22 protein-coding genes and 1 riboswitch are annotated in these 25037 nt (G+C 40.5%); of the genes, 8 read left to right on the plus strand and 14 right to left on the minus strand.

The window, feature by feature from the left end:
- Positions 1 to 312 precede the first annotated feature (312 nt).
- Positions 313 to 2298 (plus strand): GAF domain-containing sensor histidine kinase, encoded by a 1986-nt coding sequence (locus KV40_RS22440; RefSeq protein ID WP_253274353.1) that lies wholly within the window; start codon positions 313 to 315, stop codon positions 2296 to 2298.
- An 80-nt stretch (positions 2299 to 2378) separates the two neighbouring features.
- On the plus strand, positions 2379 to 4061 hold the full coding sequence (locus KV40_RS22445; RefSeq protein WP_036486182.1) for an AarF/ABC1/UbiB kinase family protein: 1683 nt from the start codon (positions 2379 to 2381) through the stop codon (positions 4059 to 4061).
- Between the two features lie 24 nt (positions 4062 to 4085).
- Here the strand turns inward: KV40_RS22445 and KV40_RS22450 are convergent, their stop codons facing one another.
- Complete coding sequence (locus KV40_RS22450) at positions 4086 to 5111, minus strand: ABC transporter permease (RefSeq protein ID WP_036486184.1); 1026 nt, start codon at positions 5109 to 5111, stop codon at positions 4086 to 4088.
- A gap of 113 nt (positions 5112 to 5224) precedes the next feature.
- Positions 5225 to 6469 carry a VWA domain-containing protein gene (locus KV40_RS22455; protein WP_036486186.1) on the minus strand — a complete coding sequence of 415 codons (1245 nt, stop codon included), beginning with the start codon at positions 6467 to 6469 and terminating at the stop codon, positions 5225 to 5227.
- 144 nt (positions 6470 to 6613) lie between these two features.
- Positions 6614 to 6683: riboswitch (Glutamine riboswitch) on the plus strand.
- 29 nt (positions 6684 to 6712) lie between these two features.
- Here KV40_RS22455 and KV40_RS22460 point away from each other — a divergent pair.
- The gene (locus KV40_RS22460) at positions 6713 to 7090 is read left to right on the plus strand and encodes a hypothetical protein (RefSeq protein ID WP_156114118.1); all 378 of its coding nucleotides are present in this window, start codon (positions 6713 to 6715) and stop codon (positions 7088 to 7090) included.
- A gap of 10 nt (positions 7091 to 7100) precedes the next feature.
- Positions 7101 to 7886 carry a peroxiredoxin-like family protein gene (locus KV40_RS22465; protein WP_036486190.1) on the plus strand — a complete coding sequence of 262 codons (786 nt, stop codon included), beginning with the start codon at positions 7101 to 7103 and terminating at the stop codon, positions 7884 to 7886.
- A 79-nt stretch (positions 7887 to 7965) separates the two neighbouring features.
- Here the strand turns inward: KV40_RS22465 and KV40_RS22470 are convergent, their stop codons facing one another.
- The 6 genes from KV40_RS22470 to mnmG all read right to left on the minus strand — a co-directional run bounded on the left by KV40_RS22470 (position 7966) and on the right by mnmG (position 14066).
- A complete protein-coding gene (locus tag KV40_RS22470; protein ID WP_036486192.1) occupies positions 7966 to 8736 on the minus strand; it encodes an energy-coupling factor ABC transporter ATP-binding protein in 771 nt (256 codons plus the stop codon).
- A gap of 90 nt (positions 8737 to 8826) precedes the next feature.
- Entirely contained in the window at positions 8827 to 9603 is a 777-nt protein-coding gene (gene cbiQ, locus KV40_RS22475; RefSeq protein WP_036486194.1) for a cobalt ECF transporter T component CbiQ, read from the minus strand.
- 55 nt (positions 9604 to 9658) lie between these two features.
- A complete protein-coding gene (locus tag KV40_RS22480; RefSeq protein WP_036486196.1) occupies positions 9659 to 10027 on the minus strand; it encodes a PDGLE domain-containing protein in 369 nt (122 codons plus the stop codon).
- A 37-nt stretch (positions 10028 to 10064) separates the two neighbouring features.
- A complete protein-coding gene (gene cbiM / locus KV40_RS22485) occupies positions 10065 to 10796 on the minus strand; it encodes a cobalt transporter CbiM (protein ID WP_172657324.1) in 732 nt (243 codons plus the stop codon).
- A 243-nt stretch (positions 10797 to 11039) separates the two neighbouring features.
- A complete protein-coding gene (locus tag KV40_RS22490; RefSeq protein WP_052055836.1) occupies positions 11040 to 11894 on the minus strand; it encodes a fatty acid desaturase in 855 nt (284 codons plus the stop codon).
- Positions 11895 to 12155: 261 nt separating this feature from the next.
- Positions 12156 to 14066, minus strand: a complete 1911-nt coding sequence (gene mnmG / locus KV40_RS22495; RefSeq protein ID WP_036486198.1) for a tRNA uridine-5-carboxymethylaminomethyl(34) synthesis enzyme MnmG — start codon at positions 14064 to 14066, stop codon at positions 12156 to 12158.
- Positions 14067 to 14269: 203 nt separating this feature from the next.
- Here mnmG and KV40_RS22500 point away from each other — a divergent pair, with 203 nt between their 5' ends.
- The gene (locus KV40_RS22500) at positions 14270 to 15061 is read left to right on the plus strand and encodes a glutathione S-transferase family protein (protein ID WP_036486200.1); all 792 of its coding nucleotides are present in this window, start codon (positions 14270 to 14272) and stop codon (positions 15059 to 15061) included.
- Positions 15062 to 15135: 74 nt separating this feature from the next.
- On the opposite strand, the gene KV40_RS22505 is transcribed toward KV40_RS22500, so the two are convergent.
- From KV40_RS22505 to aqpZ, 3 genes are all read right to left on the minus strand, one after another.
- Complete coding sequence (locus tag KV40_RS22505) at positions 15136 to 16110, minus strand: DUF6282 family protein (RefSeq protein WP_216595672.1); 975 nt, start codon at positions 16108 to 16110, stop codon at positions 15136 to 15138.
- Positions 16103 to 16456, minus strand: a complete 354-nt coding sequence (locus KV40_RS22510; protein WP_036486202.1) for a phenylpyruvate tautomerase MIF-related protein — start codon at positions 16454 to 16456, stop codon at positions 16103 to 16105. The genes KV40_RS22505 and KV40_RS22510 overlap by 8 nt, the downstream gene beginning before the upstream one ends.
- A 136-nt stretch (positions 16457 to 16592) precedes the next feature.
- Entirely contained in the window at positions 16593 to 17390 is a 798-nt protein-coding gene (gene aqpZ / locus KV40_RS22515; protein ID WP_036486204.1) for an aquaporin Z, read from the minus strand.
- 1419 nt (positions 17391 to 18809) lie between these two features.
- On the opposite strand from aqpZ, the gene KV40_RS22520 reads away from it, so the two are divergent.
- The gene (locus tag KV40_RS22520) at positions 18810 to 20564 is read left to right on the plus strand and encodes a vanadium-dependent haloperoxidase (protein WP_036486206.1); all 1755 of its coding nucleotides are present in this window, start codon (positions 18810 to 18812) and stop codon (positions 20562 to 20564) included.
- Positions 20565 to 21133: 569 nt separating this feature from the next.
- On the opposite strand, the gene KV40_RS22525 is transcribed toward KV40_RS22520, so the two are convergent.
- Complete coding sequence (locus tag KV40_RS22525) at positions 21134 to 21904, minus strand: sulfotransferase family 2 domain-containing protein (protein ID WP_052055837.1); 771 nt, start codon at positions 21902 to 21904, stop codon at positions 21134 to 21136.
- 250 nt (positions 21905 to 22154) lie between these two features.
- Between KV40_RS22525 and KV40_RS22530 the strand changes: the two genes are divergently transcribed.
- Together KV40_RS22530 and KV40_RS22535 are read left to right on the plus strand one after the other, a co-directional pair.
- A complete protein-coding gene (locus tag KV40_RS22530; protein ID WP_036486208.1) occupies positions 22155 to 22553 on the plus strand; it encodes a hypothetical protein in 399 nt (132 codons plus the stop codon).
- 88 nt (positions 22554 to 22641) lie between these two features.
- Positions 22642 to 23682 (plus strand): folate-binding protein YgfZ, encoded by a 1041-nt coding sequence (locus KV40_RS22535; protein ID WP_036486210.1) that lies wholly within the window; start codon positions 22642 to 22644, stop codon positions 23680 to 23682.
- 150 nt (positions 23683 to 23832) lie between these two features.
- Here the strand turns inward: KV40_RS22535 and KV40_RS22540 are convergent, their stop codons facing one another.
- Both KV40_RS22540 and coaD read right to left on the minus strand, forming a co-directional pair.
- Positions 23833 to 24450 carry a hypothetical protein gene (locus KV40_RS22540; RefSeq protein WP_036486212.1) on the minus strand — a complete coding sequence of 206 codons (618 nt, stop codon included), beginning with the start codon at positions 24448 to 24450 and terminating at the stop codon, positions 23833 to 23835.
- 98 nt (positions 24451 to 24548) lie between these two features.
- A complete protein-coding gene (coaD, locus tag KV40_RS22545) occupies positions 24549 to 25034 on the minus strand; it encodes a pantetheine-phosphate adenylyltransferase (protein WP_036486213.1) in 486 nt (161 codons plus the stop codon).
- Positions 25035 to 25037 lie beyond the last annotated feature (3 nt).

Below are 25037 nucleotides of genomic sequence, written 5' to 3' on the forward strand. Positions count from 1 at the left end.
AAAATGGGAATGATAGTTTTGTGCGAAACAATTCCAGCAATCTAACTAAAAAGGTTGTTTTAGACTACATTACACGGGCTACTTCAACTTGCGTTTGGTATGTTGAAGTTTAAAGGAAAATATTAGAGACGATCGACCAGTCTCCTTAAATTTCTCTCGAAACTCTTAGAGAGATTACGCCGTGAGGACTGGAGTAACTGACAGAGTTTCCTTTGACTTCGTGAAAACTTGTCTTCGACCGAACTGTTCGTCACTATAGTAGTTTTCCCGGTCATAGAGCAAAATCATTTGCCTCAAACCATGCAACATCAAGTGAAATCTGATTCAATCGAACGAGAAATTGCGCGAATAGTCCTGTCTGAATGCAGTTTTCAAGCTATGCTGACAAAAATTGCGGACGAAATAGGCAAACTGTTTCAAGCTGAAGCTTGTGGTATCTTTGCAAACAAGCTTGACTCGTTTGAGCGAACCTCTTTAGTAGGATGTAGTAAAGCAACTGTTGACTGTCAGACTATTGGTTGGTGGCAAGGAGAAAATTTTCGAGTAGAAAACCAAAAACAGCTAATTGAAAAATTGTCCCAATCGCTATTTATCGATACTAAAGCTCGGTCAAACGAAAGCAAATCAGCCAGTTGCACTAATTCGGGCGATTGCAAAATTTTTAGTGTCGAAGCTTTAGAAAGTTCAGTTCGAGAAATTTTACCGACAATAATTTGTTTGGGTAGTTTGACTAAGACTCGCAATGAAACAAACGGGGCAATATTTTTGCTTAAAGATCGATATTCTTCATGGACTGATTCGGAACGACAATTACTAGAGCAGCTTGCCAATACAATCGCAATTGCTATATCTCAGGTACAGCTTCAACAGCAAGCTCAAACCCAAGCTAGATTTCAAACTGCATTAAGTCGTATTAGTGAAAAAATCGGACAAAATTCCGCTCCAGAGAAGTTGTTTGAAACTTGTTTATCAGAAATTGGAGACGCACTTCAAATAGATAGAGCTTCAATTATTAAGCTCAAGTATCAAAATCCTTTTAAAATTCAACAAAGCAAACAAAAAGTTCGCGGAACGGTTCGAGTTGCCTCTCAGTGGTTTGCCAGTGAAGCAAATCTCAACTTGCAACAATATTCTTTTAATCTTCAAGATTCTCAGCTATGCCAACAAGCTTTAAAGTTAGCACCCAAGTCTTTAGCCATAACTGAAAAAGCTTATTTTCCCGATGTGCCTTTAGAACAACTCGATAACGAAATTAACTTCGATTCATCGGCACTGCTAATGATGCCGTTGATGGGCAAAACTATTGGCGATTCAAACTGCCCGTTAGCACTAGGGTTTTTGGTGCTGCAACACAATTCTCCTCGAATCTGGAGCGATAATGAGTTAGATTTACTCGGTTGGGTAAGTATCCAAATTGCTACAGCTATTCTTCATCATCAAACTTTGAGTCGCGTTCAGTCGATTGTAGACGATCGCACCTCACAATTGACTCATGCTCTAGAGTTTCAGGCTAAATTGACCGAAAAAATGCGGCGGCAAATCGAGCAACTGCAAAAACTAAATCAGTTAAAAGATGATTTTCTCAACAGTATGAGTCATGAGTTAAAAACGCCGCTTACCAGCATGAAAATGGCGATAAAAATGCTGCGTCAGCAACAGCTTCCTCCCGCAGCGCAGGAAAAATATCTTAATATTCTCGAACAAGAGTGGAATCGCGAATACAACCTGATTAAAGATTTACTAACTTTGCAACAGGTAGAATCGGGAGAATTGGCGTTAAGTCCTCAAGAATTAGACCTGAATCTTATCGTCGAACCATTAGCTCTTGCTTTTGCTGATAAATGGCAGTCTGATAAGGGACTATCTTTAAAATCCGAGCTAGCCGATTCGGCAGTAAATCTGTACACCGATGCCGATAGTTTGCAGTATATTCTTGAAGAACTGCTAACTAATGCGGGTAAGTATTCCGATCCCGATACCACTGTCGAATTTTCTGCCTGGCGCGTCCGTCATCAAGAGCCTACGGTAGCAATTGCAGTTTCTAATTATGGAACGGGAATTTCGGCTGAAGAATTGCCCTATATTTTTGATAAATTTCGTCGCGGTAAAGGCGTAACCGACAGAGCAGTACAGGGTACTGGTTTGGGTTTGGCTCTGGTTAAATATTTGGTCGATCATCTTAACGGAAGTATAGAAGTAGCTAGCGAACCAGTAGCTAAATCTCAGACGTTTGTAACTACATTTACGGTTAAGATTCCTCAGTTCCAAGCTGCTATAATCGATCGCCAAAAAATTTAAAACCGTCTGAGTTTATACTAAGTAATCGACAGGAGTATGGCGAACACAAGCGAGTTATTTGTATATCGATAATAGAAAAGATGCTCAAAAGTACCGACTCAAATCGATTATCGCTCCGACGCTCCAGTCGTTCGCCGTTTTTTCGCCAGTTAAAAGTTTTTGGAATTGCCTTCAGACTAGCTTTTTTTTTGTGGTGCGATCGCTTACTTAACAGAAATTCATCGCGGCGAAAACATCGTCGTGCGCGATGGTTAGTCACTAAGATGTTAGAGCTAGGACCTACATACATTAAAATCGGACAGGCTCTATCTACTCGCGCCGATTTAATTCCTTTAGAATACGTCGAAGAATTTAGTAAACTACAAGACCGCGTACCACCTTTTAGTTCCAAGTTAGCAATTTTGGCGATCGAAACCGAATTGGGTCAGCAGCTTGAAACTCTATTTTGTGAATTTAATCCTATCCCCCTAGCCGCAGCGAGTTTGGGGCAGGTTCATAAAGCGAGATTGTATACAGGTGAAGATGTGGTGGTTAAGGTGCAGCGTCCTGGTTTGGCTGCCTTGTTTAACTTAGATTTTGAAATTTTACACCGTTTGGTCAGACTGGGTAATCGTTTGTTGCCAGATTTAAGAAAGTTCGATTTAGAAGCAATTTATCGCGAGTTTTTTGAACTTTTATATTTAGAAATTGACTATATTCACGAAGGCAAAAATGCCGAACGTTTTCAAGAAAACTTTCGGAGCTATCATCGCGTCGCCGTACCTAAAATTTACTGGGAATATACTACAAATAAAATTTTAACTTTAGAGTATCTGCCAGGAATTAAAATAGACGATCGCTCTACTTTAGAGGCGCACCGCATTGATACTCAAGAAATTATTAAGTTAGGAATTACCTGCTATCTAAAACAGCTATTGGAAGACGGTTTTTTTCAGTCCGATCCCCACCCAGGTAATATGGCAGTCAGTCAGCGAGGAGAAATTATTTTCTATGATTTTGGCACGATGGCAGAAGTCAAAGCGATCGCCAAAGAACAGATGGTAACAACTTTTTTTGCCATATTAAAAAAAGATACCGATAAAGTCATTGAAACTCTAATTTATATGGGACTGATCGAACCTGTCGCCGATATGACTCCTGTAAGAAGAATGATAAATTTTCTTTTAGAAGAGTTTCGCGATAAACCCGTAGATGTCAGAGCTTTCGATCGCATTTCCGACGAAATCTATGCGATTTTCGAGCAACAGCCTTTTCGCTTACCCCCGCAAATGACTTTTATTGTCAAGTCGCTAACTACCTTAGATGGAATTGCTCGCGCCCTCGATCCTCAGTACAATTTACTGGCAGCAGCACAACCTTATATTAAAAGTATTGCTTTTTCTAAGCAGCAGGGAAATATTCTCGGTGCTGTTGCCATCCAAACTAGAGATTTGATTCGCGATAAGCTAAAACAACCAAGTAAAATCGAGCGTTCGATCTTGCGTCTCGAATCAAGGCTGGATTTGGGAGAATTGCAGATTAAAGTTCGTTCTTTAGAAAGCGAACGTTCTCTCAAAAGCATTCAGTTAGGAATCAAAAGTTTAATTTATACTTGCTTGTCTGGATTTAGCCTATTATCGGCGACAATTTTATTAGTCAGCTATTTTAAAGGAGCAGCGATCGCGCTATTCTGCTTTTCGGGTTTCTGGTTTATTTTGTTGTTGCGATCGCTGATGAGTTTGGCAGTTAAAGAACGACTGAACAAAATGACACAGAAGCAGTAGGGTCAAGACATTGTCTTGCCTCTACTAGTAACGTATACGCGGATCGATAAAAGCGTTAATAATATCGATTAAAATGCTGGCAATAACTACAATAATGCCGAAAAATACCATAATCCCCTGTACCGTAGGATAATCTCGCAAAGAAATTGCCTCATATAAACGATTACCCAGTCCAGGCCAAGAGAAAGTCACTTCGGTTAATACAGCACCACTTAGCAAAGCTGCAAAAGTCAAACCTAAGACTGTAATTACGGGAATCAGGGCATTTTTGAAAGCGTGAGCGATTAAAATCGTGGGTTCGGAAATACCTCTAGCTCTTGCTGCCTCTACATAATCAGCTTTAAGTGTTTGTCTGAGATTTACCCTGACAATGCGCTCGAAAATGCCACTAAGCAATACTCCTAAAGTAATACTAGGTAGAGCCAAATAATATAAAGTGTTGCCTAGCATTGCCCAATTTCCCGCGATCGCGCTATCAATAATATACAAACCAGTCATTGAAGGTGGAGCCGCAGCATTGACAGGAAACCGCGTACCTAGAGGAAACCAACCCAAGCGAACGGCAAAAATTAACTGCAACACCATTCCCACCCAAAATAAAGGTAAGGAATAAGTAATAATGCCAAATAATCTACCGCCGATATCGAGCCAAGTGCCTGGCAGAGTAGCAGAAACTATTCCTACTCCGATGCCCAAAACAATTGCTATTACCATACTACAAAAGGTTAGTTCGACAGTAGCGGGAAAATATTCCTTAATGACTTCCCATACAGATAAACCCCGACTGGTAAGAGAACTACCCAAATCAAAACCCAGGAGACTTTTGAGATAATCTAAATACTGTTGCCACAGCGGAGCGTCTAATCCTAGTTGCGATCGCAATGCGGCTTTAGCAGCTTCGGGTGCACGACTGCCTAAAATAGCATCGGCAGGATCGCCTGGTGTCGCTCTCAGTAATAAAAATACTAGAGTAGCAATGGTCAATAACATCAAAGGAGCGAGCAGCAAACGAACCAAAATGTATGATTGCAGAGCTTTTGAACGAGACATATTAATTAAGTTAAGTAGTGAGCGAGTAAAGAGCAGGGGAAAACTTGGGGACTTAGGGCTTAGGGATTTAGGGTAAACTCCCTATTTCTCTACTTCCCTATCTCCCTATTTTTCTACTCCCTAGTGCCTATAGTCTTAGCAACAATCAGGTTTTTTTTGCGATCGCCTAATGATAATTCTTTTCCCTGCTGTAGACAAGTAGAATTAGATTGCAAAACAGCAGCACCCAATTCATCTCCAAGTTGTAAAGAGGTTTGAGCCGCAGTTTGTAGCATAGTAGCGGCACCGAGTGCATCTACCTGTTGAAGTTTGGCTTCGACAATTTCGATTTGACGGTATCTGGCTAAAGCCGAAATTGAGTTACGAACCGATGGACTAACGACAGGCTGATATTGAGCCTGACATTCTATGGGAATTGGAATCAAATCCGCGTATATGTCTTCGCGTTCTGAAGCCAGATCGTCATAACGTAGGCGAATTGAGGCAATTTGATAAATTCCTGGCGATAAATGCTCTATATATAAATTTATTAAGATGACTCGCGAGCGATCGCAATTTAAATCCCCTAAATATAGCTCGAAACAATTACCGTCTAGTTTCGTAGGCAGTTCGATAGCTTCTGGAGCTACCTGTGACACTGGTTTAAATTCAGCCAGTCTAACTTTAGGCATCAATTCCACACTCAAACGAGCATTGCTCAAACCAACGGAGCGAGCGCGGACTACTAGTCGTTCGAGTTTGGCTAGGGTCTGTTCCGATTGCTCGATATAAGACAAAGTTCCTTTGGTGATGTCGGCAATTTGTTCGAGTAGGTTGTAATTCCAGTGTTCCCCAAAGCCTATGGTATCTATAGTAATTTTGTATTCTGCTGCCAAAAGAGCCAGTTTTAGACAACGCTGGCTACTACTAGGTTCATTGTCTCTATTAGTGAGTAAAAAAATGCGAGAAACAGAGTTTTGTTTGCCTTTGGCAACTTGTTGAATTCCTAGTAACATAGCTTCATCAATGGCGGTGTCTCCCTCTGCCACCAATAGATTTATTTGCCGTTCGCTTTCAGTAGTGTCAGCCACTAGCTTATTATCAACTATAGTTTTTGCTCGATCGTTAAGAGCAACTGTACTAAAGCGATCGCCCGATCTGAGTTGTCGGACAATGGCGATCGCCGCCTGCTTGACAGAATCCAGAGGTTCTCCTGACATAGAGTGATTGCAGTCGATTACCAAACAAAGATTTAAGGGAAGTTGTGGCTCTCCTTCTTGGGCGATCGCTGATATTGCTATCGATAACTGACGCTGATTACTTTTCTGCTGTGCGTCGAGATAAGCATCACTAAAAGTAGACTCTATACTAACCTGCATATTGCGACTTGTTTAATAGTTAAATTATCTAAAGTTTTGTTATTGAGTTTATAAGTTGCGAACGAAAAACTTTGCTTTTCCACCCTAAGATCGATCCCAAATTAGATAAAAATCGCGTAGCATAAAAGTAGAAATATTTATCATATCGTTCATCTCTTGGAAAGGTAAAAAAGCCTGGAGACGGAAGTAAGGAAAAATCCTGAAGGAACGCGCCTCTCTGTAAAATATCTTAAGGTGAGTGTCATGGAATTAAGATATCGAGGAGTGCGCTATATTAGCCATTCGTCGAAAAACAAAAGAAACTCAATGTTTCTCAGCGGACAGGATTTGTTGACTGCTTTGAAACCAAGCACAATTAGATTTCCCCTGGGTAAATATATCAGACAACTATTCTATAGAGATAGAGCTAAAATTTTTTTTCATCCTGCTAATTTTTGGCATCAATACAAAATACAAAAATTAGAAAATTTTTGGCAGTTGGATTTTCATATCGAACTGTTTAAAATTTGTTGGCATTTAGAAGCAAAACTTGATAAAGATTCTTACGAATTAATTAATAACAACTGGAAAAAACCCAAACAAATCGAGTTAAAATATCGCGGTGTTACTTACTATCGCTAACTCAATCGCCATGATAGATGTCTATTCAATTCTCAGTCAGACCGAATGTTTGAGAACTAGCGATGGTGAGGTCGCACCAGTCTTTACCAAACATAATAAATCTTACCTGCTCATACTAATATTGTCACAGCTAGGAGATTTTGACAGTTTAGAATATGCCTGGTGGCTAAAGCGAGAGTCCCAAATGTTAAAGGAAAGAGAAATTGAAGTTCGCGCAGTTGGTATTGGCGATCGCGATTCGGGTTTAAAATTTTGTGACTATACGGGTTTTCCAGCAGAAAACTTATTCGTCGATCCTGAAGCAGAAATTCATCAACGTCTGGAACTATATTCGGGTTTGACTTGGAAGTTTCCTTTCCTTTCTATAGAGCAGAACGCCTGGTTGAATCTAATGCTGATGTGTGCTGGTATTGGCAGCCCTGGAACTTTAGGAGAAGTGTTTCGCGGCTATACGGGCGATCGCCAAGCACCGCAATTAATTGAAGATGAGACGGTAATTCGCGACACTCCTTTGCCACCGCTAAAAGGTTCGATGTTTAAATTAGCTGGCGGTAGATGCTTTCAGCGTCCGTTTGAATTAGCTACTTTGCGGTTGCGAAACATGACTGAGGTACTGAGCAATTGGAATACTTATGTTCCTAATGCGGCTTATCTGACTCAGCGCGGGGGAACATTTTTATTTAATTCAGAAGGTAAACTACTTTATCAACATCGCGATCGCGCTATTTTGGGATTTGCCGAAAATATGAGCCGTCCTCTATCATTTTTAACGGCTTTATCGCAGCATGAAGTTTAAATAAAGATACTCTTTAATCCCCTATTCTCCTAATTCTATATACCCAAAATATTAAATTCAAGCTAGCCTCAGATCGAAACTATCCAACGGGTGTGTCTGTTAGCAAACAATAAGGACGACTGTAAGATAGGGGTGATTCTAGTGAATGACTTACTAAAAAATCAGGATTATTCATAATCTTCTCGGTTGCTCCATCGTAAACGATTTGCCCTTTACTTAAAACGATCGTGCGAGAGCAAAGTTCTAGAGCCAAATCTAGATCGTGAGTTGCTATCAACTGAGTCAGAGAAAAATTTTGCAACAGTTCGATTAGCTGGCGACGAGAACGAGGATCTAACTGTGCCGAAGGTTCATCTAGCACCAATACTTCTGGTTCCATTGCCAAAACCCCAGCGATCGCAATTCGTTTTTTTTCTCCTCCCGATAGATTTTCAGTATTTCTCGTCCCGTAACTTTCTGGAGCGATATTGACCATCATCATTGCTCTTTCGATCCGCTCGTTCAACTCTTTATCTCGCCAACCACGATTTTTAGGACCAAAAGCAACATCATCCCAAACTGTCGGCATAAATAGCTGGTTATCGGGATTTTGAAAGACCAAACCGACAAAATTCCGAATATCGCGTAAATTATCAGAATTTACCTCTAATTCTCCCACTTCGATTCTGCCAGATTGAGGCAAAATAATTCCGTTGAGGTGTAGCTGTAAAGTTGACTTACCAGAACCATTCGCACCGATAAGTGCTACTCGTTCTCCTGCTTCGATAGATAAATTGATGTTATTTAAGGCTTTAGTTCCATCGGGGTAAGTATAGCTGAGATTTTTAATAACGATGGGATTGTGATGCATTGAGATTCTAGCGATTAAATTTTAGTTTGGTAAAAGACGCTTGACGAGATTATATTCAACAGAGACATACAGTTAAATTTTTTTTGAACGTTACGATAAATAAACAGCCTGACCTATAAGCGCAAAAACTAAGGTTAAAGTAAGTGCAATCGCATCTTTTCTGACGCCAGTGGGTGTTTTTTCAACTACAGGCACTCCTTGATATCCACGAGCTAGCATCGCTTGGTATACTCTTTCTCCACGCTCGTAAGTACGAATAAATAGACTACCCATCATGTTGCCAATAACAAAGCGTTGCCAAACATTATCTTTAGACAAATTGCGAGACGCAGCAGCTTTCCGCATTGCCTGAAACTCCCTAACCAAAACGTTGATATAGCGATACATCGATGCCAGGGTAGCAACCAACAGAGGTGGTACTTTTAAAGCTGTTAGAGCATTAAGCAGTGCTGGAACTGAAGTAGTAAGAGTCAGTAGATTTAGCATTAGTAACGAGAGTAAAGCTTTAATCGTAACGCTACCCAAAACGGTCAAACCCTCTGTGGTGATTCGCAGCACGCCCCAAGACCATACCACCTCACCACCTTCGCGAAACAAAGTTCCTAACAATACCACAGCAATAAAAGCAAACTCAACGACGATTCTTTTGAGTAGAACTGTTTTGGTCACGCGGCTCAAAAAAGCTAAACCCAGTACTCCTAGTCCATAAATTGCCCAAGTCCACCAGTGTCCATTTGGGGTAAGAGCGATCGCAAATACCATTAATAAGGCACACAATAATCGGGTACGGGGAGCCAGAGAATGCCAGAGTGTAGCTTGTTTGCTATCGACATCTAACTGAAATACTCCCAGGTGTAGCAATAGCATTTACTGAGTTCCCAATTAATTTGATGTTTATCGTTTTCTAAAAATTACCAACGCCTTAATTTACTCGTTCGTCGCCAGAGCGATCGGAAGAATGATTATCGCCAGCAGAATTTTTAACTACCAGCTTGCCAATACCCCAAGCCAAACCAAAAGTAGCTAGAGTTCCAACTAAACCAGCCATTGGTGTAGCTATGGTTTCGGGTACGCCTTTTAGCGCGTATTCATTAAATACTCTGGCAAAAGGTAATTTTTGAGCGGGTGCGTCTTCAATAGCTTTATGTCCAAACTCTAAATCTTGAGAAACGCGATCTAAACCATCTGGATCTGAGCTAGCAAAAGGAGAAACAAAAATAGCAATTAGTAGAGCAATGCCCAAGCCCGAAACGACAAAAGCCAAATTGCGAGTGTTTAATTTCTTAGTCATAAAACCTAAAATTCTATTGAATTCGATTTAATCTTTGTTAGCGGTGTGTTAACGGACGAGAACCAGATAACCTGCTTTTTTTAGAAGGACTATAGAGCAAATCGGGTCGAGTTCGCCAGATAAAACTAATGACTACTAAAGTAATCAAGGCTTCGCCAATTCCAATTAGTAAATGCCAAAATGCCATTGCCGATATGCCTACATTTATGGGAACAGTTCTCGATAAAGCCAGTTCTATGGCAACCAAAATTGAAGCGATAAATACACTTGTCCAGGCACTTACAGCAGTAGCGATCGCCATTCCGCGCCAGCTATTTCGTCCGATCGCCGAACGAATTGCTCGATAGAGGTAGTAGCCGCCAAAAGTGCCAATTAGCCCCATATTGACAATATTTGCTCCCAAAACTGTAATTCCACCGTCTTGAAAAACAACAGCTTGTACGATAAATACTACGCTAACTACTAAAGCACCCGCCCAAGGTCCGAGTAAAATTCCTGCTAGCGTTCCTCCTAATAGATGACCAGAAGTTCCTCCTGGTATGGGAAAATTAATCATTTGAGCGGCAAAAATAAAAGCGGCACAGACTCCCATGATTGGAACCGTTCGTTCTTGGTATTTTGCTTGCACTCGATTTAAAGCGACGATAATTAGCGCGATCGCGATCGCCCAAGTAATCAAACTAACTGGAAGATTTAAAAACCCGTCTGGAATATGCATTGCCAAAGAAGGTTGCAAGTTCCAAAACCACCAGTTATAAAATGTCATCATAAATATTGCAACAATCGTTTTTATTCTGCGGCTTTTAGCAATATAGATTTTTATTTACTGCCATTAATCGATTTTAAGTATTTTCACTGAAAAAAAACATCCTATGGGGGGGGAATGGCTTTCAAGGATAGGTTTTTTAAATTTGATGTTTTAGATAGGCAGGGGGAGCAGGGGAAGAATGGTCTTACGAGAGTAAACTTTTTAAATTGATAGTAGTGACGCGAGGAATGGTCTGTTTGAAAGTTACGTTTTAGTGCGAGAGATATTTTGTTTTGACTTTATAGTTTGATGACAAAATGCTTGTTGACGAGCTATGGGCAAACTGTACCAGGGTAGATGGGGATACTGGTGATGTTCCCAATGGTAATCAAAATGGTAGCAGGCGATAAACGACCAAAATACGGAATAATTACTGCTTGTAGCCTTATGGCGATCGCAAAGCGCAAGCCTTTCGGGCATATCACCTCTGGCGGTACGCGAAGCATAATCGCGCTGTTTTCGATTGGGATTTCTATGGGGTAAAAATATACCGAAGGTAAATAACTGTAGCGAACTAATCAAAATTGGAATTACCCAAAACAGAAATATATTACTTATGGCAATATGCAAACTCAAGAAGGTACAAAATATTACTGTCATTCCTATAAGTAAAATCCAAGCTTGCCTACCGCTCAAATATTCTTTCATAAAGTTGCCGTACCAAAGTAGGAAATTACTTTGTCCCAATTTATGAAAATCGGGATCTTGTTCGCTAGCAGGAAAGCGATGATGTAGCTGATGATTTTTGACTAAGATTTTATAGGGTAACAGCGCGTATAGCCAAGATGTTATCGAACCAATAAAATCGTTGACTTTACGATCCTGAGTATTAATAACTCCGTGTATTGCTTCATGAGTGGTAATAAACAGTCCCGTATGTAGAAAAGACCGCAACCAAACCGCAGCAACGATCCACAATAGGGGAGCGGAGGAGAGATCGATCGCTAGTAGTCCGATTAAACTACTAAGCCACAGAAGTATGATAATAATAGCTACATCCTCGCCAATTTCGGTATTGATTTGAATATTTGTCGATTTTGGTGTTGTTGCCCTACGCATAAATTGCTCGTAAAAGTTTTTTCTTCTTACTTTTTGTTAACGAATATTAAGCACCGAGCAACACTGTCAAAAGATACATTGGCTTTTTAGTAGTGTAATTAATGACTTTTCAGACAACCTCTAAATAATTATTAATCGGCTGGGAAATATGTAGGGTGAGCATTAAAGAAAAGAAATTATTTGTCACGTTCTAAATATATAGCAATGCTTTTTCAACGCGATCGCTCTTTTTATGAGTCAAAGCGATCGCGTTAATTATTTTTATTTATTTTTCACTAGCGATCGCGACCTAAGTTCTAAATAAACCAGCAAAGCATTAACATCGGCTGGATTTACTCCACCAATACGAGAGGCTTGACCGATAGTTAGGGGTTTTACTTTATTTAGTTTTTCCCTGGCTTCCATTGATAGGGTTTCAATGGCTAGATAATCGAGATCTTGAGCAAGTTTGCGATTAGCATGACGGCTGACTTGTTCGATTTGAGTTTCCTGGCGTTTGATGTAGCCAGAGTATTTAATATCGATTTCTGCCCCTTCTGTTTCATACAAAGTCAGTTCGGGATTATCCAAACCGTGACGCTTTAGATCTGTGTAGTGGAAACCAGGACGACGTAATAGATCGGCAAGGGTTATCGAACCTTTAATTTTTTGTTGGGTTTCGGTTGCGATCGCTACTCCGACATCATCTCGTTCTTTAATTCTGGTTTCGTAGAGTCTTTCTTTTTCGGCAGCGATTTTCGCCTGCTTTTCTGAATATAACTGCCAACGGCGATCGTCTATCAAGCCAATTTCTCTACCCAAAGGAGTCAAACGGCGATCGGCATTATCAGAACGCAACACCAGGCGATATTCCGAACGACTGGTTAACATACGATAAGGTTCGCGCAGGTCTTTGGTACAAAGGTCGTCGATTAGAGTACCGATGTAGCTTTGTTCTCTGGAGAAGATAACCTCGGCTTCTCCTTTGACAAATTTTACCGCATTGATTCCCGCTACCAGCCCCTGTGCCGCAGCTTCTTCATAACCCGTAGTGCCGTTAATTTGTCCTGCGGCAAATAAACCCGCAACTTTTTTGGTCATTAGTGTCGGATAGCATTGGGTAGCGGGTAAATAATCGTATTCCACTGCATAGGCAGGACGCAGCATAATGCAGTTTTCCATTCCTGGCAGCGTCCGCAACATCGCCAACTGCAACTTTTCTGGCAAACCAGTAGAAAAGCCTTGAATATAGAGTTCGGGAATATCTCTACCTTCGGGTTCGATAAAAATTTGATGGCTGGCTTTATCGGCAAAGCGCACGATTTTATCTTCAATACTCGGACAATAGCGCGGTCCTTTGGCATCTACCCAACCGCCATATACGGGTGATAAATTCAAATTGTCTTTAATAATGCGATGGGTTTCGGCAGTAGTGCGAGTTAGGTAACAGTTCATTTGTTCGCGCTCTACCCAAGCTTCGGGATCGAAACTAAACCAGCGTAGTTCTGGGTCTGGCGGTTGCGGTTCCATTTTGCTGTAATCGACCGATCGCTTATCTACCCTGGCTGGCGTACCTGTTTTAAGCCGATCCGTTTCAAACCCTAACTGGTTGAGAGTTTCAGTCAATCCTTCGGCAGCAAATTCACCTGCCCTGCCTGCTGGCATTGATTTATTACCGACCCAAATTTTGCCACCTAAAAAAGTCCCTGTAGTGAGAATTACGGCTTTAGCAGCAAAACAGGTACCGAAGTAGGTTTCAATACCAATAACTTCATCGTTTTTACCCAAAACCAAATCTGTAACCATCCCCTCGCGGATACTCAAATTTTCTTGATTTTCCACGATTTGTTTCATCATCACCGCATACTCTCGCTTGTCGGTCTGCGCCCGTAATGCCCAGACAGCAGGACCTCTAGAAGAATTTAACACTCGTTTTTGCAAATATGCCCGATCGCTAACTTTACCGATTTCACCGCCCAAAGCATCGACTTCATGAACTAATTGGGATTTAGCAGGACCTCCTACGGCAGGGTTGCAGGGTTGCCAGGCAATTTTATCGAGATTTAAAGTCAGCATTAGCGTCCGACAGCCCAATCTTGCTGCTGCCAAAGCTGCTTCACAGCCTGAATGTCCACCGCCAACTACAATGATGTCAAAAGCTTCTTGAAAATCTACGGGATGAGATACGGTCATTATTAAAGGTTCGATCTAGGTTTTATCGAGTAATATTACTATTTTAGTATTGGATAACGACGAGAATATAAAGCGATCGCCACCTAACTAAGCTTAATAAATTATAAAAATCTGCCCGACTTTTGACCTTTGATTGATGTAATAGATAATCAAACAAAGCTAAATTAACGATTGTTAACCCCAAATTATCTCAAGGAGAACCAATGCTGGAGTTATATCAGTTTGAGCTATCTCATCATTCCGAAAAAGTGCGCCTCATTCTCGATTACAAACAATTAGAATATCGCAAAATTGAAGTTACTCCTGGCGTTGGACAAATAGAATTGTTGCAAAAGTCTGGTAGTCGCCAAGTTCCCGTACTCAAAGATGGCGGCACTTATATTGCCGACTCTACAGAAATTGCCTTTTATTTAGACCGTAAATACCCCGAACGCCCCATAATACCTGCAGACCCCCTAGCTAAAGGACAGTGTCTGCTAATTGAAGAATGGGCAGATGAATCTATTGCCCTCAAAGGTCGTAAAGCTTTTGTTGGTGCTTTAAATAAAAATCAGAACTTCCGCGCTGGTCTATTACCTAAAGATACTCCCGATTTTCTCAAAACCGTAGTCGGTGCCATTCCTGGGGAAATTTTAGACGTATTGGGTGCTGGTGTTGGGTTTGGCGGCGATGCCGTTAAAGAAGCAACAAAAGGTCTGCAACAAGACTTAGAAGCTTTATGTTTGATTTTAGAAGAACGACCTTATTTAGTCGGCGATACTCCGACTCTGGCAGATTTAGCCGTAGCTGGTTTGAGTATCTTGTTAAAATTTCCCGCAGGTTCTTATCTCGATATTCCCGAACAGCTACAGGGAAAAGGTATTCCAGGTTTAGCCGATAACATCGTTTACGAACCGTTTTTTGCCTGGCGCGATCGCCTGTATGCTGAATATCGTCAGGGTAGCGGTGTTACTACACCTGCTGGTGGTTCGCCAACATCTATTGATATCGATTAACAACCAAGCATAATGCTGTTTAAATAAAATTTGGCGATCGCTTTAATATTTTAGGCGATCGCCATTAAAATATTTTACTTAATACCTAATAGCTGACTGGGATTAATCTGACTCATCATCTCAATTTCAGACTGAGATATTCCCGCTGCGCTCAATTCAGTAACAAATTTTTGATAACCTACAACGGGTTTGGGATCGAAACTGCGTCCTAAATCGGTACTCAAGACAAAATGTTCTGCACCGATAGATTTAATTGCTGCTGCCATATCTGCGATCGATACCTGCTGCCAGTTTTGATGTGCTTCAATTGGTGAATTTTTACCCATTAAATAATTGACATAGGTTAACTCCAAAAAAGCCCCCATATTTGCTACTTGCTGCATTTGGGTAACAGATAAACCAGGAACATCAGCGATCGCATGGGTAATTAAGATCTTTTTTATACCAAGTTCTCTGGCTTTTTCAACCACTAGTTCGACTTCCTCTGGGGAAATATGACCAGTCTCCAAAACTAAATCGTACTTGGCAACTAACTCTAAAATTTTTAGAGTTTTTGGTAAAAGCTTGCCTGAATTAGCAACTTTAATACCTCGTCCCTGTTTGTGAAACATCTGGCGGTGATAGTCAGCGTCAATAGTTGGCAGCCAGACAACTTTTCCCTTACCTTCGCCGATTTTATACATTATCTCAACCGCATCGGGATTCAAACCCCCAACGGCATAGTTAAGTACTACACCTCCGTACAATTGAATATTGGGTACGATTTTATTAGCTAATATTGCTCGATCTGCTGTAGGAGTAACGTGATTTTTTAAGACAATTGCTTTCATGCCTTCATCTGCCGCCATCTTAGCTAGCTCAAAATCATCAACGCTGCGAGGAGTAATGTCTGGTGCAGAATGGACGTGAAAATCAATCGCGCCTTGTATAGAACTTAAGTTTGAGGTATTTTCAATAGCTATAGCAGGAAAATTGGAAACGCCAATAGCAATAGTTATGGCGATCGCGACGATGATAACTAGCTTGTTTTTAACCCACCGTTTAACCAAAAGTCGAACCGTTCCAGCCCCACATATAGCCTTGTGCGTCAGCAAATTCAATATAGATGCGTTTGGTTGGAACACCTAGTTTTTCGCTAATTTGCTGGCAAAAATGTTGGCTCATAGCTGAAGTCTGCTCCGAATTCATTGTACCTACGCTTTTGATTTCTATGTAGCAAACTGGATCTAAACTTCCTGCAAAAGTCATGGGTATGTCCGCTTCAAAAGCAGTCATGATATATGATTCGGGTTTGCCTATCTGCTTGGCCAGATCGGCAGAGAGACTCTTTAGTAAACTTTCTACCGTAGATTTTTCAGGTTGGGCAATTGATGACTGAACTTTAATTAGTGGCATATAAATAACAAAAGCTAAATATTTATCTATTTAATCAAACGACAAATTATTATCGCGATTGTGATTATACCAAATGGACAAAGTAGAAAAAAAAGAGGAGTAGTGCGAGTATAAAAGACTTTAGCGTGTATATTTTTTACTCGTCAATTGCTGGTTTGGTTTCGTAGTCGCGATCGGTTAAGGCTTGTTTGGTAGTTTGTTCGGCTCTAGTTACCGAGAAAAACTTATTATAAACCCAACCCGCTAGAATCGCACCTACAATTGGAGCTACCCAAAATAGCCACAATTGAGCAATTAACTCTGTACCAGCAAACACGGCAACACCAGTGCTGCGTGCGGGATTTACAGAGGTATTGGTAACGGGAATACTAATTAGATGAATTAAAGTAAGCCCCATACCAATAGAAATAGGTGCAAAACCAGCAGGAGTACGTAAATCTGTGGCACCAAAGATAATTATTAGAAACATAAAAGTCATGACAATTTCGGTAATCAAGCAAGTCCAAAGTGGATACCCCGCAGGAGAATGAACGCCATAACCATTAGTTGCCAGAGGATTAGAACCAGTAAGAGAAAAGTCTGCGTTGCCGCTAGCAATTAACCAGACGATAAATCCACCCAAAATTCCACCCAGAACTTGAGCAACAATATAAGGCAATAATTGACTACCAGAAAATCGCTTACCCGCCCATAGTCCAAAAGATACAGCAGGATTGAGATGGCAGCCTGAAATATTGCCAAACGTATAAGCCATAGTTAATACAGTCAAACCAAATGCTAGAGAAACTCCCACCAAACTAATACCTAAAGGAAAGTAAGTATCTTGTCCGATGGTAGCTCCTTCAGAAGTAAAGACGGCAGCTAAAACCGCACTACCACATCCACCGACAACTAACCAGAAAGTTCCGATAAATTCTGCAATGTATTTGTTCATTGTTTTTACGAAATTTATGCTGTAGTAAGTTTTCTGTCTCGATCGCCTAAATCTTACTAGCGGTGGATGTATTTGAAGATAAATTTTTATGACGTGCAGTTACTTTTAATACATAAACTTCAGACTAATTTAATCTAATCGAGAACCAAGTAAATAAAATTGCTAATTCAGCGATCGCTTTTTGTATTTAGATGTTACATTACAGCTTAATTTTGCGTGCCTTTAGTTGACAAAAGCAAGCAAGACGTTTTAATCTATATGGTAGTTACCAAACCTACAGTTTAAACTTGGTGACTTTATATCGGAGGAGAGCAATTATGGAATTATTGTCTCTTTCTCTCCTATTTGTATCTATTACTATTTACGATCGGTTTTTAAGTAGAACTGAATCTGAATCATAGATCTTGGCATTTGCCAGTAGAGGGGAATAGCGCATTCTCCCTAGAGAAACTCGTGCTATAGCAAAGGAACAGGAGAGATAGAAATTATGTTGTCACGTCAACCCTTTCCCCTCTACCCTCAATTTATACCAATTAACAGTATATTATATTTGTAACATTTGTCGAGTGCGTAGTCTACACTTCGAGCGGTTTGAGCATTAGGCATTAAGGCATTAAGTTTTTACATTTTTAAATATGTAAGCTTAGCAAGAATTTCACGCTATCTGAGACAAACATGTTTTTTAATTGCGATATTCACAATCGTAGTAACTCTTTACTGGCGATGTAATTATCTCTGATTGACTATCAAATATTTATTTAAAAAAAAGGGAACAATAGGCAAGAAGCGAGCGTAAGTGTTTCGTTATTCAAAAAACTATTACTAATTACTCAATTAAAAATGGGCGAAACCAAAATTAGCGATAATATTCTTGCTCCAAAATCAGGCAAGCAGCTAGTAATTTTACTTTCTCTAGCGGGTTTAGTAATTGTTAGCAGTTTTGCTATCATGCCATAAGTCGTGTCGGTTCTAATGAAGCAGAGATAGAGCCAGTTACCGCAATACCAGAGATCGATGTCGTAAGCGCTTTAGGACGTATCGAGCCATTAGGAGAAGCGATCGCGCTATCACCATCGCCTCAAGCTTGAAGATCGGGTGATTTTTGATGTCAGATCGCGTTCTGAATTTGGCGATATTGCCAGTTTAATCGCTCTCTCTGTACCGAACAAAAAACAGAGTCAGTTTATTTTTTCAGAACGACAGTTAAAATTTGTCCGCCCTACTTCCCTACTTTTTCTCGATTGCGCTGTATTTAAATAGTTAAATCGCGTTTCAAGCTATTAAAGAGCGCGGTACGACTATGAGTATTGATTTTGCCTATCGTACCATCTGACAAAAAATTGTTATGTCTGCATTAAACGCTCAAACAAAACATACAAATTAAGTGATAACCAAACCAACATTGGGAGACTGTTAAATATGCAACCCAGAAAACTTCAAGCTTTACAAATTCGTCACGATGCTGCCAAACTAGCTAGCATGAGAGAGCATCCCGCCCATGTTAGTAACGGTGAAGAATTTAAGTACCGCGATCGAGCAGGTAAGCTAACTCATTTAGGCAACTTTACCAAAGGATTACCACATAACCCAGAAACGGGTATAATTTCCAATCCAGCCGACTATCAGCAGTTAGTGCGGGGCATAGATTCTGGAGATCTGCGAGATTTTAAAGATACGCCCCTCGGTCCTCCTGGAATGGATGGGATTGAATTTCCTCAATGGGAGTCGCAAATCGCACGGGGACAAGATGTTAGAGCCTGGGAAAGTCAAGGGGCAGGTTTAACCTTCGATTTAGAAGGACCCGATGCTCAAGCTGTTACCATCCCTCCCGCTCCTACTTTAAATAGTCAGGAGTTAGTAGCAGAAATGCTAGAGCTATATTCGATGGCACTACTACGAGATGTTCCCTTTACTAATTTTGAAAGCGATCGCGGCGTAGAAAACGCCATCGAGCGACTTAATGCCTCTCCTTGGATTAGCACTCCCGACTTACTAAGTTTATCAACAGCAGAGCGAGCCAGGCTGCGCGAACCATTTACCAGGCAAACGGTTTTTCGTGGTATCATTCCTGGCGATCGTGTCGGTCCTTATCTTTCTCAGTTTATACTTGTAGGCAATCGAGGAATAAATACTAAAGATGCAAATCCAACTATTCAGGAGTTTTCCGATGGATTAATTCAGTATGGCTCTCTTAGAATCGACCAAAGAGTGCGAATAGCAGAACCGTTTAAGGATTATATGACTACCTGGGAAGCCTGGGTAGACGTACAAAATGGAGCCGACGTTAGAGGTTTAGAAACATACTGCAACAATCCTGGCTATCGCTTTATTACCACTCCCAGAGATTTGGCTACCTACGTTCATTTTGACGCACTCTATGAAGCTTATCTCAATGCCTGCTTAATTCTGTTGGGATTGGGTGTAAAGTTCGATCCTGGTATTCCTTTTCAAGCTCCAGATTTTCTGGATAAACAGCAAGGCTTCGCTCAATTTGGAGGTCCTCACATTCTCTCGTTAGTTACCGAAGTAGCAACCAGAGCTTTAAAAGCAGTACGGTTCCAAAAATTTAACGTCCATCGCCGCTTGCGTCCCGAAGTCGTAGGAGGTTGGGTAACTCGTTATTGTAACAACGATACTCAAGACATTGAAGTTATTCAAACTTTAGTCGATGGTTTGGGAGCCGATTTACTCGAAGCAGTAGCGGCTCACAACCGAGAACAAAATAGTAAATTTAGCGATCGCGCTCACGACCGCAATAATGGCTATGCCAACTCGTTCTTACTACCAATGGCATTTCCCGAGGGTTCGCCTATGCACCCCGCTTATGGTGCTGGTCATGCCACTGTAGCTGGGGCTTGCGTGACTATTCTCAAGGCTTTCTTCGATGCTGATGCGGAACTACCTTTCTGCTATCAAACTAGCGATAATGGCTCGTGCTTAGAGAAAGTAGAACTAGATAAACCTCTAACGGTAGAAGGAGAGTTAAATAAGTTAGCTGCCAATATCTCTATTGGTCGAAACTGGGCAGGAGTTCACTACTTTACCGACTATATCGAATCGATACGCTTAGGCGAAAAAATTGCGATCGGCATTCTCCAAGAGCAAAAGCTAACCTATGGCGAAAACTTTTCCATGACTGTACCGCTTTTTGATGGCGGAACTGTTCGGATCTAACTAAGAATGGTAAGTAAGTAGACTAACAAGCGTAGAATCGTATCAGACACTAGTTTTCATTTCGTAACTGTTAAAATTACCAACAGTTTACTTATCTCTGCGATTCCTGCGTAAGTTATAGAAACAGCCCTAAGATAAGGGTATCTCCTATAATTAAGAGGAGTTATTTATCAACTCTCAGAGATACCCTTGATTGTATTTGATATTTCAGCTTATCCCTCTTCTGTCACTTTCCGATATTTCCTATTAATAGAAGATTTTCAAAGCAACTGACATTAATGGATTGAGCCATTGGCAATCAAATTTTCGTCATCTGCTCGTCCGAGAAAATTTCTATTAAGAAAAAATTTCGCGTAGCGAAGCCATGCCGCAGGCTTATCGCATAGTAGTTCAGGGTTACAGAATTTATAAATGGCAAAAGTTTTCGGAGTCTGACATAAGAGGGATAAAACAGGCTTTGAGGTTGATAAATTGAACTATTTGTATGGCATATTAATTTTATGTTGTAAACATTGATATATCAAACTTGCTTTAGTAACTGTAATTACATATTGTTGTTTGGTCGCTCGTTAATAGCGATTTTTAATTTGCGATCGCAGCGAAGAATTATCGAAACTATAACCAAAAATATCTAAATCGCTTTTGTATATCTCAGCAACAATATTGCGTGTTTTGTCGGTGTAAAAGTCTTTGTAGTCTAGTTTTTGATGGGGATTAGTTGCATTTTCGTGTTTCAAATCAGGAATATCATGTATGTTTAGCTTATCGACTACATATTGAAAATCCTCTTGAAGATTTTCAAAAAAACCCAAAAAATCTACTTGTAGCTTACTACTACCTGGAATCAATAAAAAATCTACTTGTGGTCTAAAATGCCTCCATTTTTGAATAATGGGTTTGTGCAGTCCCATCCGCACAAAGTCATCAAAACTCGCAAAAGGAGCAATTTCTGCTGCTGCCCATCTTTTGTCTTCTTTAGTCAAGCCTCCTTTCTGAAGAAAGTTGTATGCCGAGAAAACTCGATCCCAGGGGTTTCTCACAAAAGTAAATTTAAAATAGCGATCGAATTCCGATTGAGAAAAAACCAATTGATATTTTGATAGGGTTGTATGATGTCCTGCAAAGTTACCAAATAGTGCTTTACATATAGATACCCCTGCTGCCTTTGGTACGTGTACAAAAATACACTGATGGCGATCGAAAGGTTTATAAGAGCAACCACCAATCGTATCGATCGCTCTCATTTGTTGCATTCTTTTGAATGCCTGGGGTTTGGTTTGGGAAAACAGTAAGCGGCGTGTATCGTGCGGCAGCGAGTAAAAAGCCTTTTTTAGTAGCATTTTGCCTCTCAGAGATATTTGTGTGCGAACAGCTAATCTTTACCAAAGGAAACTAGTTTGAGTTTCCAACTTATTTGAGTATAGTGACACAGTTTTTATACTGTTTGGCAATTCTTTAAAAATATATTTTGAGAGAGACTAAAAAAACTTATAGTTGCCTTGCTACTCAAACTCCACATAAGCTACGATCGCAGACTGCCATAAATTAATAAAATAGAAACAAATCGCATTTAAAATCGATCGCGCTTTTATGAGCAAACCATCTTTCAAAACTAGACTGGCTTGGGAACAAGCGCAGATATTGATGCAGCCTGCCTTGCTGAGAGTTGTAGATAATATCCGCAAAGAATTAGAAACATCTGATTGGAAAGGAACTTACAAAGAAGTAAGCGATCCCATTCCTGGCTATCATCTTTGTTTGACCAAACAGCAATATCATATTGAGGTTGATGTGTGGGAGTTATGTTATCGTGTCTGTTTTCAAGAATACAATCCCGTTCGACATTTGTTTAGTGAAGACGACCCTCGTCCTTATAAAGTCGAAATCGATACTCGTTTACTAGACGATATTGGTGAAATAGATTGGCAGTTACTCGAATCTAAAGCACAACAGGCAGTAAGAAGAGTGTTTGAAACTTTGCCGCAATAGGCAACGGCGATTCGCGAAGCGCGAATGCAAGTAAAAGATAGATTTTTTTCTGCTTTAACCAGATAGACAAACGATAATTTTTAAAACAATGAAAAAGTTACGTCAGCTTCAGCAAGAATTAGGAGCGATTTTGGATGATACGAATAGTGTTCCCTTGAGTTTTAATAACGACCGACAGGCACTATCGGCTATAGAAGACCGCGTTATTTTATGCGATCGCTCTCATTGGGGAGTATTAAAAGTTGGCGGGGAAGACCGTTTGCGCTATCTACACAATCAAAGCACTAATGATTTTGCCAGTCTCCAGGCAGGACAGGGTTGCGATACGGTGTTCGTGACTTCTACCGCTCGCACTCTCGACTTAGCTACCGCCTTGATAACTGAAGATGACGTTTTAATTTTAGTTGCCCCCAATCGCCGTCGGCAGTTGCTAGAATGGCTCGATCGCTTTATTTTTCCGTTCGATAAAGTCGAACTTAGCGATGTTTCGACAGAATATGCAGTTTTTAGCCTTATCGGTAATAAAAGCTCGGCTTTTTTAGCTCAGTTAGATCTAGACTCTCTTGAAGGACATAGCAATGGTAATCATAAATTATTGTCTATAGATAGTGTTGCGGTCAGAACTGCTGTAGGAAGCGGTTTGGTAACTCCTGGCTACACCTTATTCGTACCGAGTGAGGGAGCGGCAAAAATTTGGTCTAAATTAATGACCTTGGGAGTTATTCCAGCAGGTGAGAGAGTTTGGGAAACTTTGCGAATTCAGCAAGGAAGACCCACTCCAGACCTAGAACTTACCGAAGATTACAATCCTTTAGAAGCAGGTTTGTGGCAAACAATTTCATTTGATAAAGGTTGTTATATCGGTCAAGAAACTATTGCTCGTTTGAATACCTACAAAGGTGTAAAACAGAAACTTTGGGGAATTGAACTAAGTCAAGCTGTCAAGCCTGGAACACCCTTATCTATTGAAAATAGCAAGATAGGTGTTTTAACTAGCTGTACGGACACTCCCAATGGAGTACGCGGTTTGGCTTACGTACGCTCTGTCGCAGGGGGAGAGGGTTTGCAGGTAAAAGTGGGCGAGGCAATAGGAAAGTTGGTTGCAGTTCCTTTTCTGCGCCATGAATAAACTATTTTTACTCCTTTAAGTAAGTAGACAGAAATTAAATACAAAATAATTAAAAGTTAGTACATCACTTTTTCACCTTTGTTACTCCTGTCTTCTAATCCTTACAGTTAACTTTAATTTAGTCCATCTACTTACTAACTATTTTCTCGGTTAAATTTCTTCCTGTTTATTGCCACTTTCTGCTTCTCTATCTTCAGTCAACAACTGTTCTTCACTTAACTGTTGGCGACCGTTTTTAACTACGCTCAACATATCGTTGAGCTGCTGTTCGATATTGCCCAGGACACCATCGGCATAGCTATCGGCACCTGCCAAAATTTCTTGGTATTCTGTAAGTGCCATCTGCCGCATCTGCTCGCATTCTCGCTCTGTTTTGAGCTTGAGTTTGGCTGCTGCTAATTCGGCTTTACGTACTACAGTAGATTCTTCGACAATTTCGGCAGCTTTAGCTTCGGCAGCACTTACCATGTTCTCAACATATATTTCTGTCTGACGCACGATTTCTTCTTGACGCTCGCTCATATCGATGGCGATTGCTAGCTGAGAAGGTAAATTACGTTTGATTATTTCGAGGCAATCTAACAAAGACTGGCGGTCGAGTACGACTAACTCTGTAAGAGGTACGTGAGTCCCGTTCATAATTAAAGTTTGAAGATACTCGAGTTCGCGAAAAATATTAAAATCTGGTTTCCCAGCTTCTGCTATATTGGTCGAGGCTTCCGATCGCTGCATTTGTCGATCTTGTTGGACGGGTTCGGAATGCAACATTGCTTAATAATTTTTTTATTGCTATCTGTTATACGTTAACTTTATAATTTTTGTCGAAATTCTTCACCTTATTGTTATTTTTAAAAGTTCGATCGCGCTTATTTTGCTATGTCTTGAAACTTGTGATCGAGATCTTTAGCCACATTTTCGGGAACTAGATGCTCGATCGAGCCTCCAAATTGAGCGATTTCTTTGACTACGCTGCTGCTTAGAAAACTATATTCTTTGGCAGTAGCTAAAAATACTGTCTCGATATCTCGATACAGAGTTTTATTAGTATGAGCCATCTGCAATTCTTTTTCAAAGTCAGACAAGACTCTCAGCCCTCTTAATAAAACTCCTGCATTAGTTAACTTAGCATAGTCTACAGTCAATCCTTTAAAACTATTAACTTTGACGTTTGGTAGATGCCTGGTTGAGTAACTAATTTGTGTGATTCTTTCTTCTACAGTAAATAAAGGTTGCTTACTAGGGTTGGAGAGGACGGCAACAATTACTAATTCAAATAATTTGGTACCTCGCTCGATAATATCGAGATGACCTAGAGTAACGGGATCGAAACTACCTGGATAAATGGCAATCATAAT

Source organism: Myxosarcina sp. GI1 (genome assembly GCF_000756305.1).
In the GTDB taxonomy this organism is placed as follows: domain Bacteria; phylum Cyanobacteriota; class Cyanobacteriia; order Cyanobacteriales; family Xenococcaceae; genus Myxosarcina.

Excerpts from the sequence above, each read along its gene's own strand:
- KV40_RS22460 (WP_156114118.1), top strand. The coding sequence starts at position 6,713 with ATGGAATTAAGATATCGAGGAGTGCGCTATATTAGCCATTCGTCGAAA.
- KV40_RS22530 (WP_036486208.1), top strand. The coding sequence starts at position 22,155 with ATGAGCAAACCATCTTTCAAAACTAGACTGGCTTGGGAACAAGCGCAG.
- KV40_RS22450 (WP_036486184.1), bottom strand. The coding sequence starts at position 5,111 with ATGTCTCGTTCAAAAGCTCTGCAATCATACATTTTGGTTCGTTTGCTG.
- KV40_RS22500 (WP_036486200.1), top strand. The coding sequence starts at position 14,270 with ATGCTGGAGTTATATCAGTTTGAGCTATCTCATCATTCCGAAAAAGTG.
- KV40_RS22470 (WP_036486192.1), bottom strand. The coding sequence starts at position 8,736 with ATGCATCACAATCCCATCGTTATTAAAAATCTCAGCTATACTTACCCC.
- KV40_RS22540 (WP_036486212.1), bottom strand. The coding sequence starts at position 24,450 with ATGTTGCATTCCGAACCCGTCCAACAAGATCGACAAATGCAGCGATCG.
- cbiM (WP_172657324.1), bottom strand. The coding sequence starts at position 10,796 with ATGATGACATTTTATAACTGGTGGTTTTGGAACTTGCAACCTTCTTTG.
- KV40_RS22490 (WP_052055836.1), bottom strand. The coding sequence starts at position 11,894 with ATGCGTAGGGCAACAACACCAAAATCGACAAATATTCAAATCAATACC.
- KV40_RS22520 (WP_036486206.1), top strand. The coding sequence starts at position 18,810 with ATGCAACCCAGAAAACTTCAAGCTTTACAAATTCGTCACGATGCTGCC.
- KV40_RS22525 (WP_052055837.1), bottom strand. The coding sequence starts at position 21,904 with ATGCTACTAAAAAAGGCTTTTTACTCGCTGCCGCACGATACACGCCGC.
- aqpZ (WP_036486204.1), bottom strand. The coding sequence starts at position 17,390 with ATGAACAAATACATTGCAGAATTTATCGGAACTTTCTGGTTAGTTGTC.
- mnmG (WP_036486198.1), bottom strand. The coding sequence starts at position 14,066 with ATGACCGTATCTCATCCCGTAGATTTTCAAGAAGCTTTTGACATCATT.
- KV40_RS22455 (WP_036486186.1), bottom strand. The coding sequence starts at position 6,469 with ATGCAGGTTAGTATAGAGTCTACTTTTAGTGATGCTTATCTCGACGCA.
- coaD (WP_036486213.1), bottom strand. The coding sequence starts at position 25,034 with ATGATTGCCATTTATCCAGGTAGTTTCGATCCCGTTACTCTAGGTCAT.
- KV40_RS22445 (WP_036486182.1), top strand. The coding sequence starts at position 2,379 with ATGCTCAAAAGTACCGACTCAAATCGATTATCGCTCCGACGCTCCAGT.
- KV40_RS22480 (WP_036486196.1), bottom strand. The coding sequence starts at position 10,027 with ATGACTAAGAAATTAAACACTCGCAATTTGGCTTTTGTCGTTTCGGGC.
- KV40_RS22465 (WP_036486190.1), top strand. The coding sequence starts at position 7,101 with ATGATAGATGTCTATTCAATTCTCAGTCAGACCGAATGTTTGAGAACT.
- KV40_RS22535 (WP_036486210.1), top strand. The coding sequence starts at position 22,642 with ATGAAAAAGTTACGTCAGCTTCAGCAAGAATTAGGAGCGATTTTGGAT.
- cbiQ (WP_036486194.1), bottom strand. The coding sequence starts at position 9,603 with ATGCTATTGCTACACCTGGGAGTATTTCAGTTAGATGTCGATAGCAAA.
- KV40_RS22510 (WP_036486202.1), bottom strand. The coding sequence starts at position 16,456 with ATGCCACTAATTAAAGTTCAGTCATCAATTGCCCAACCTGAAAAATCT.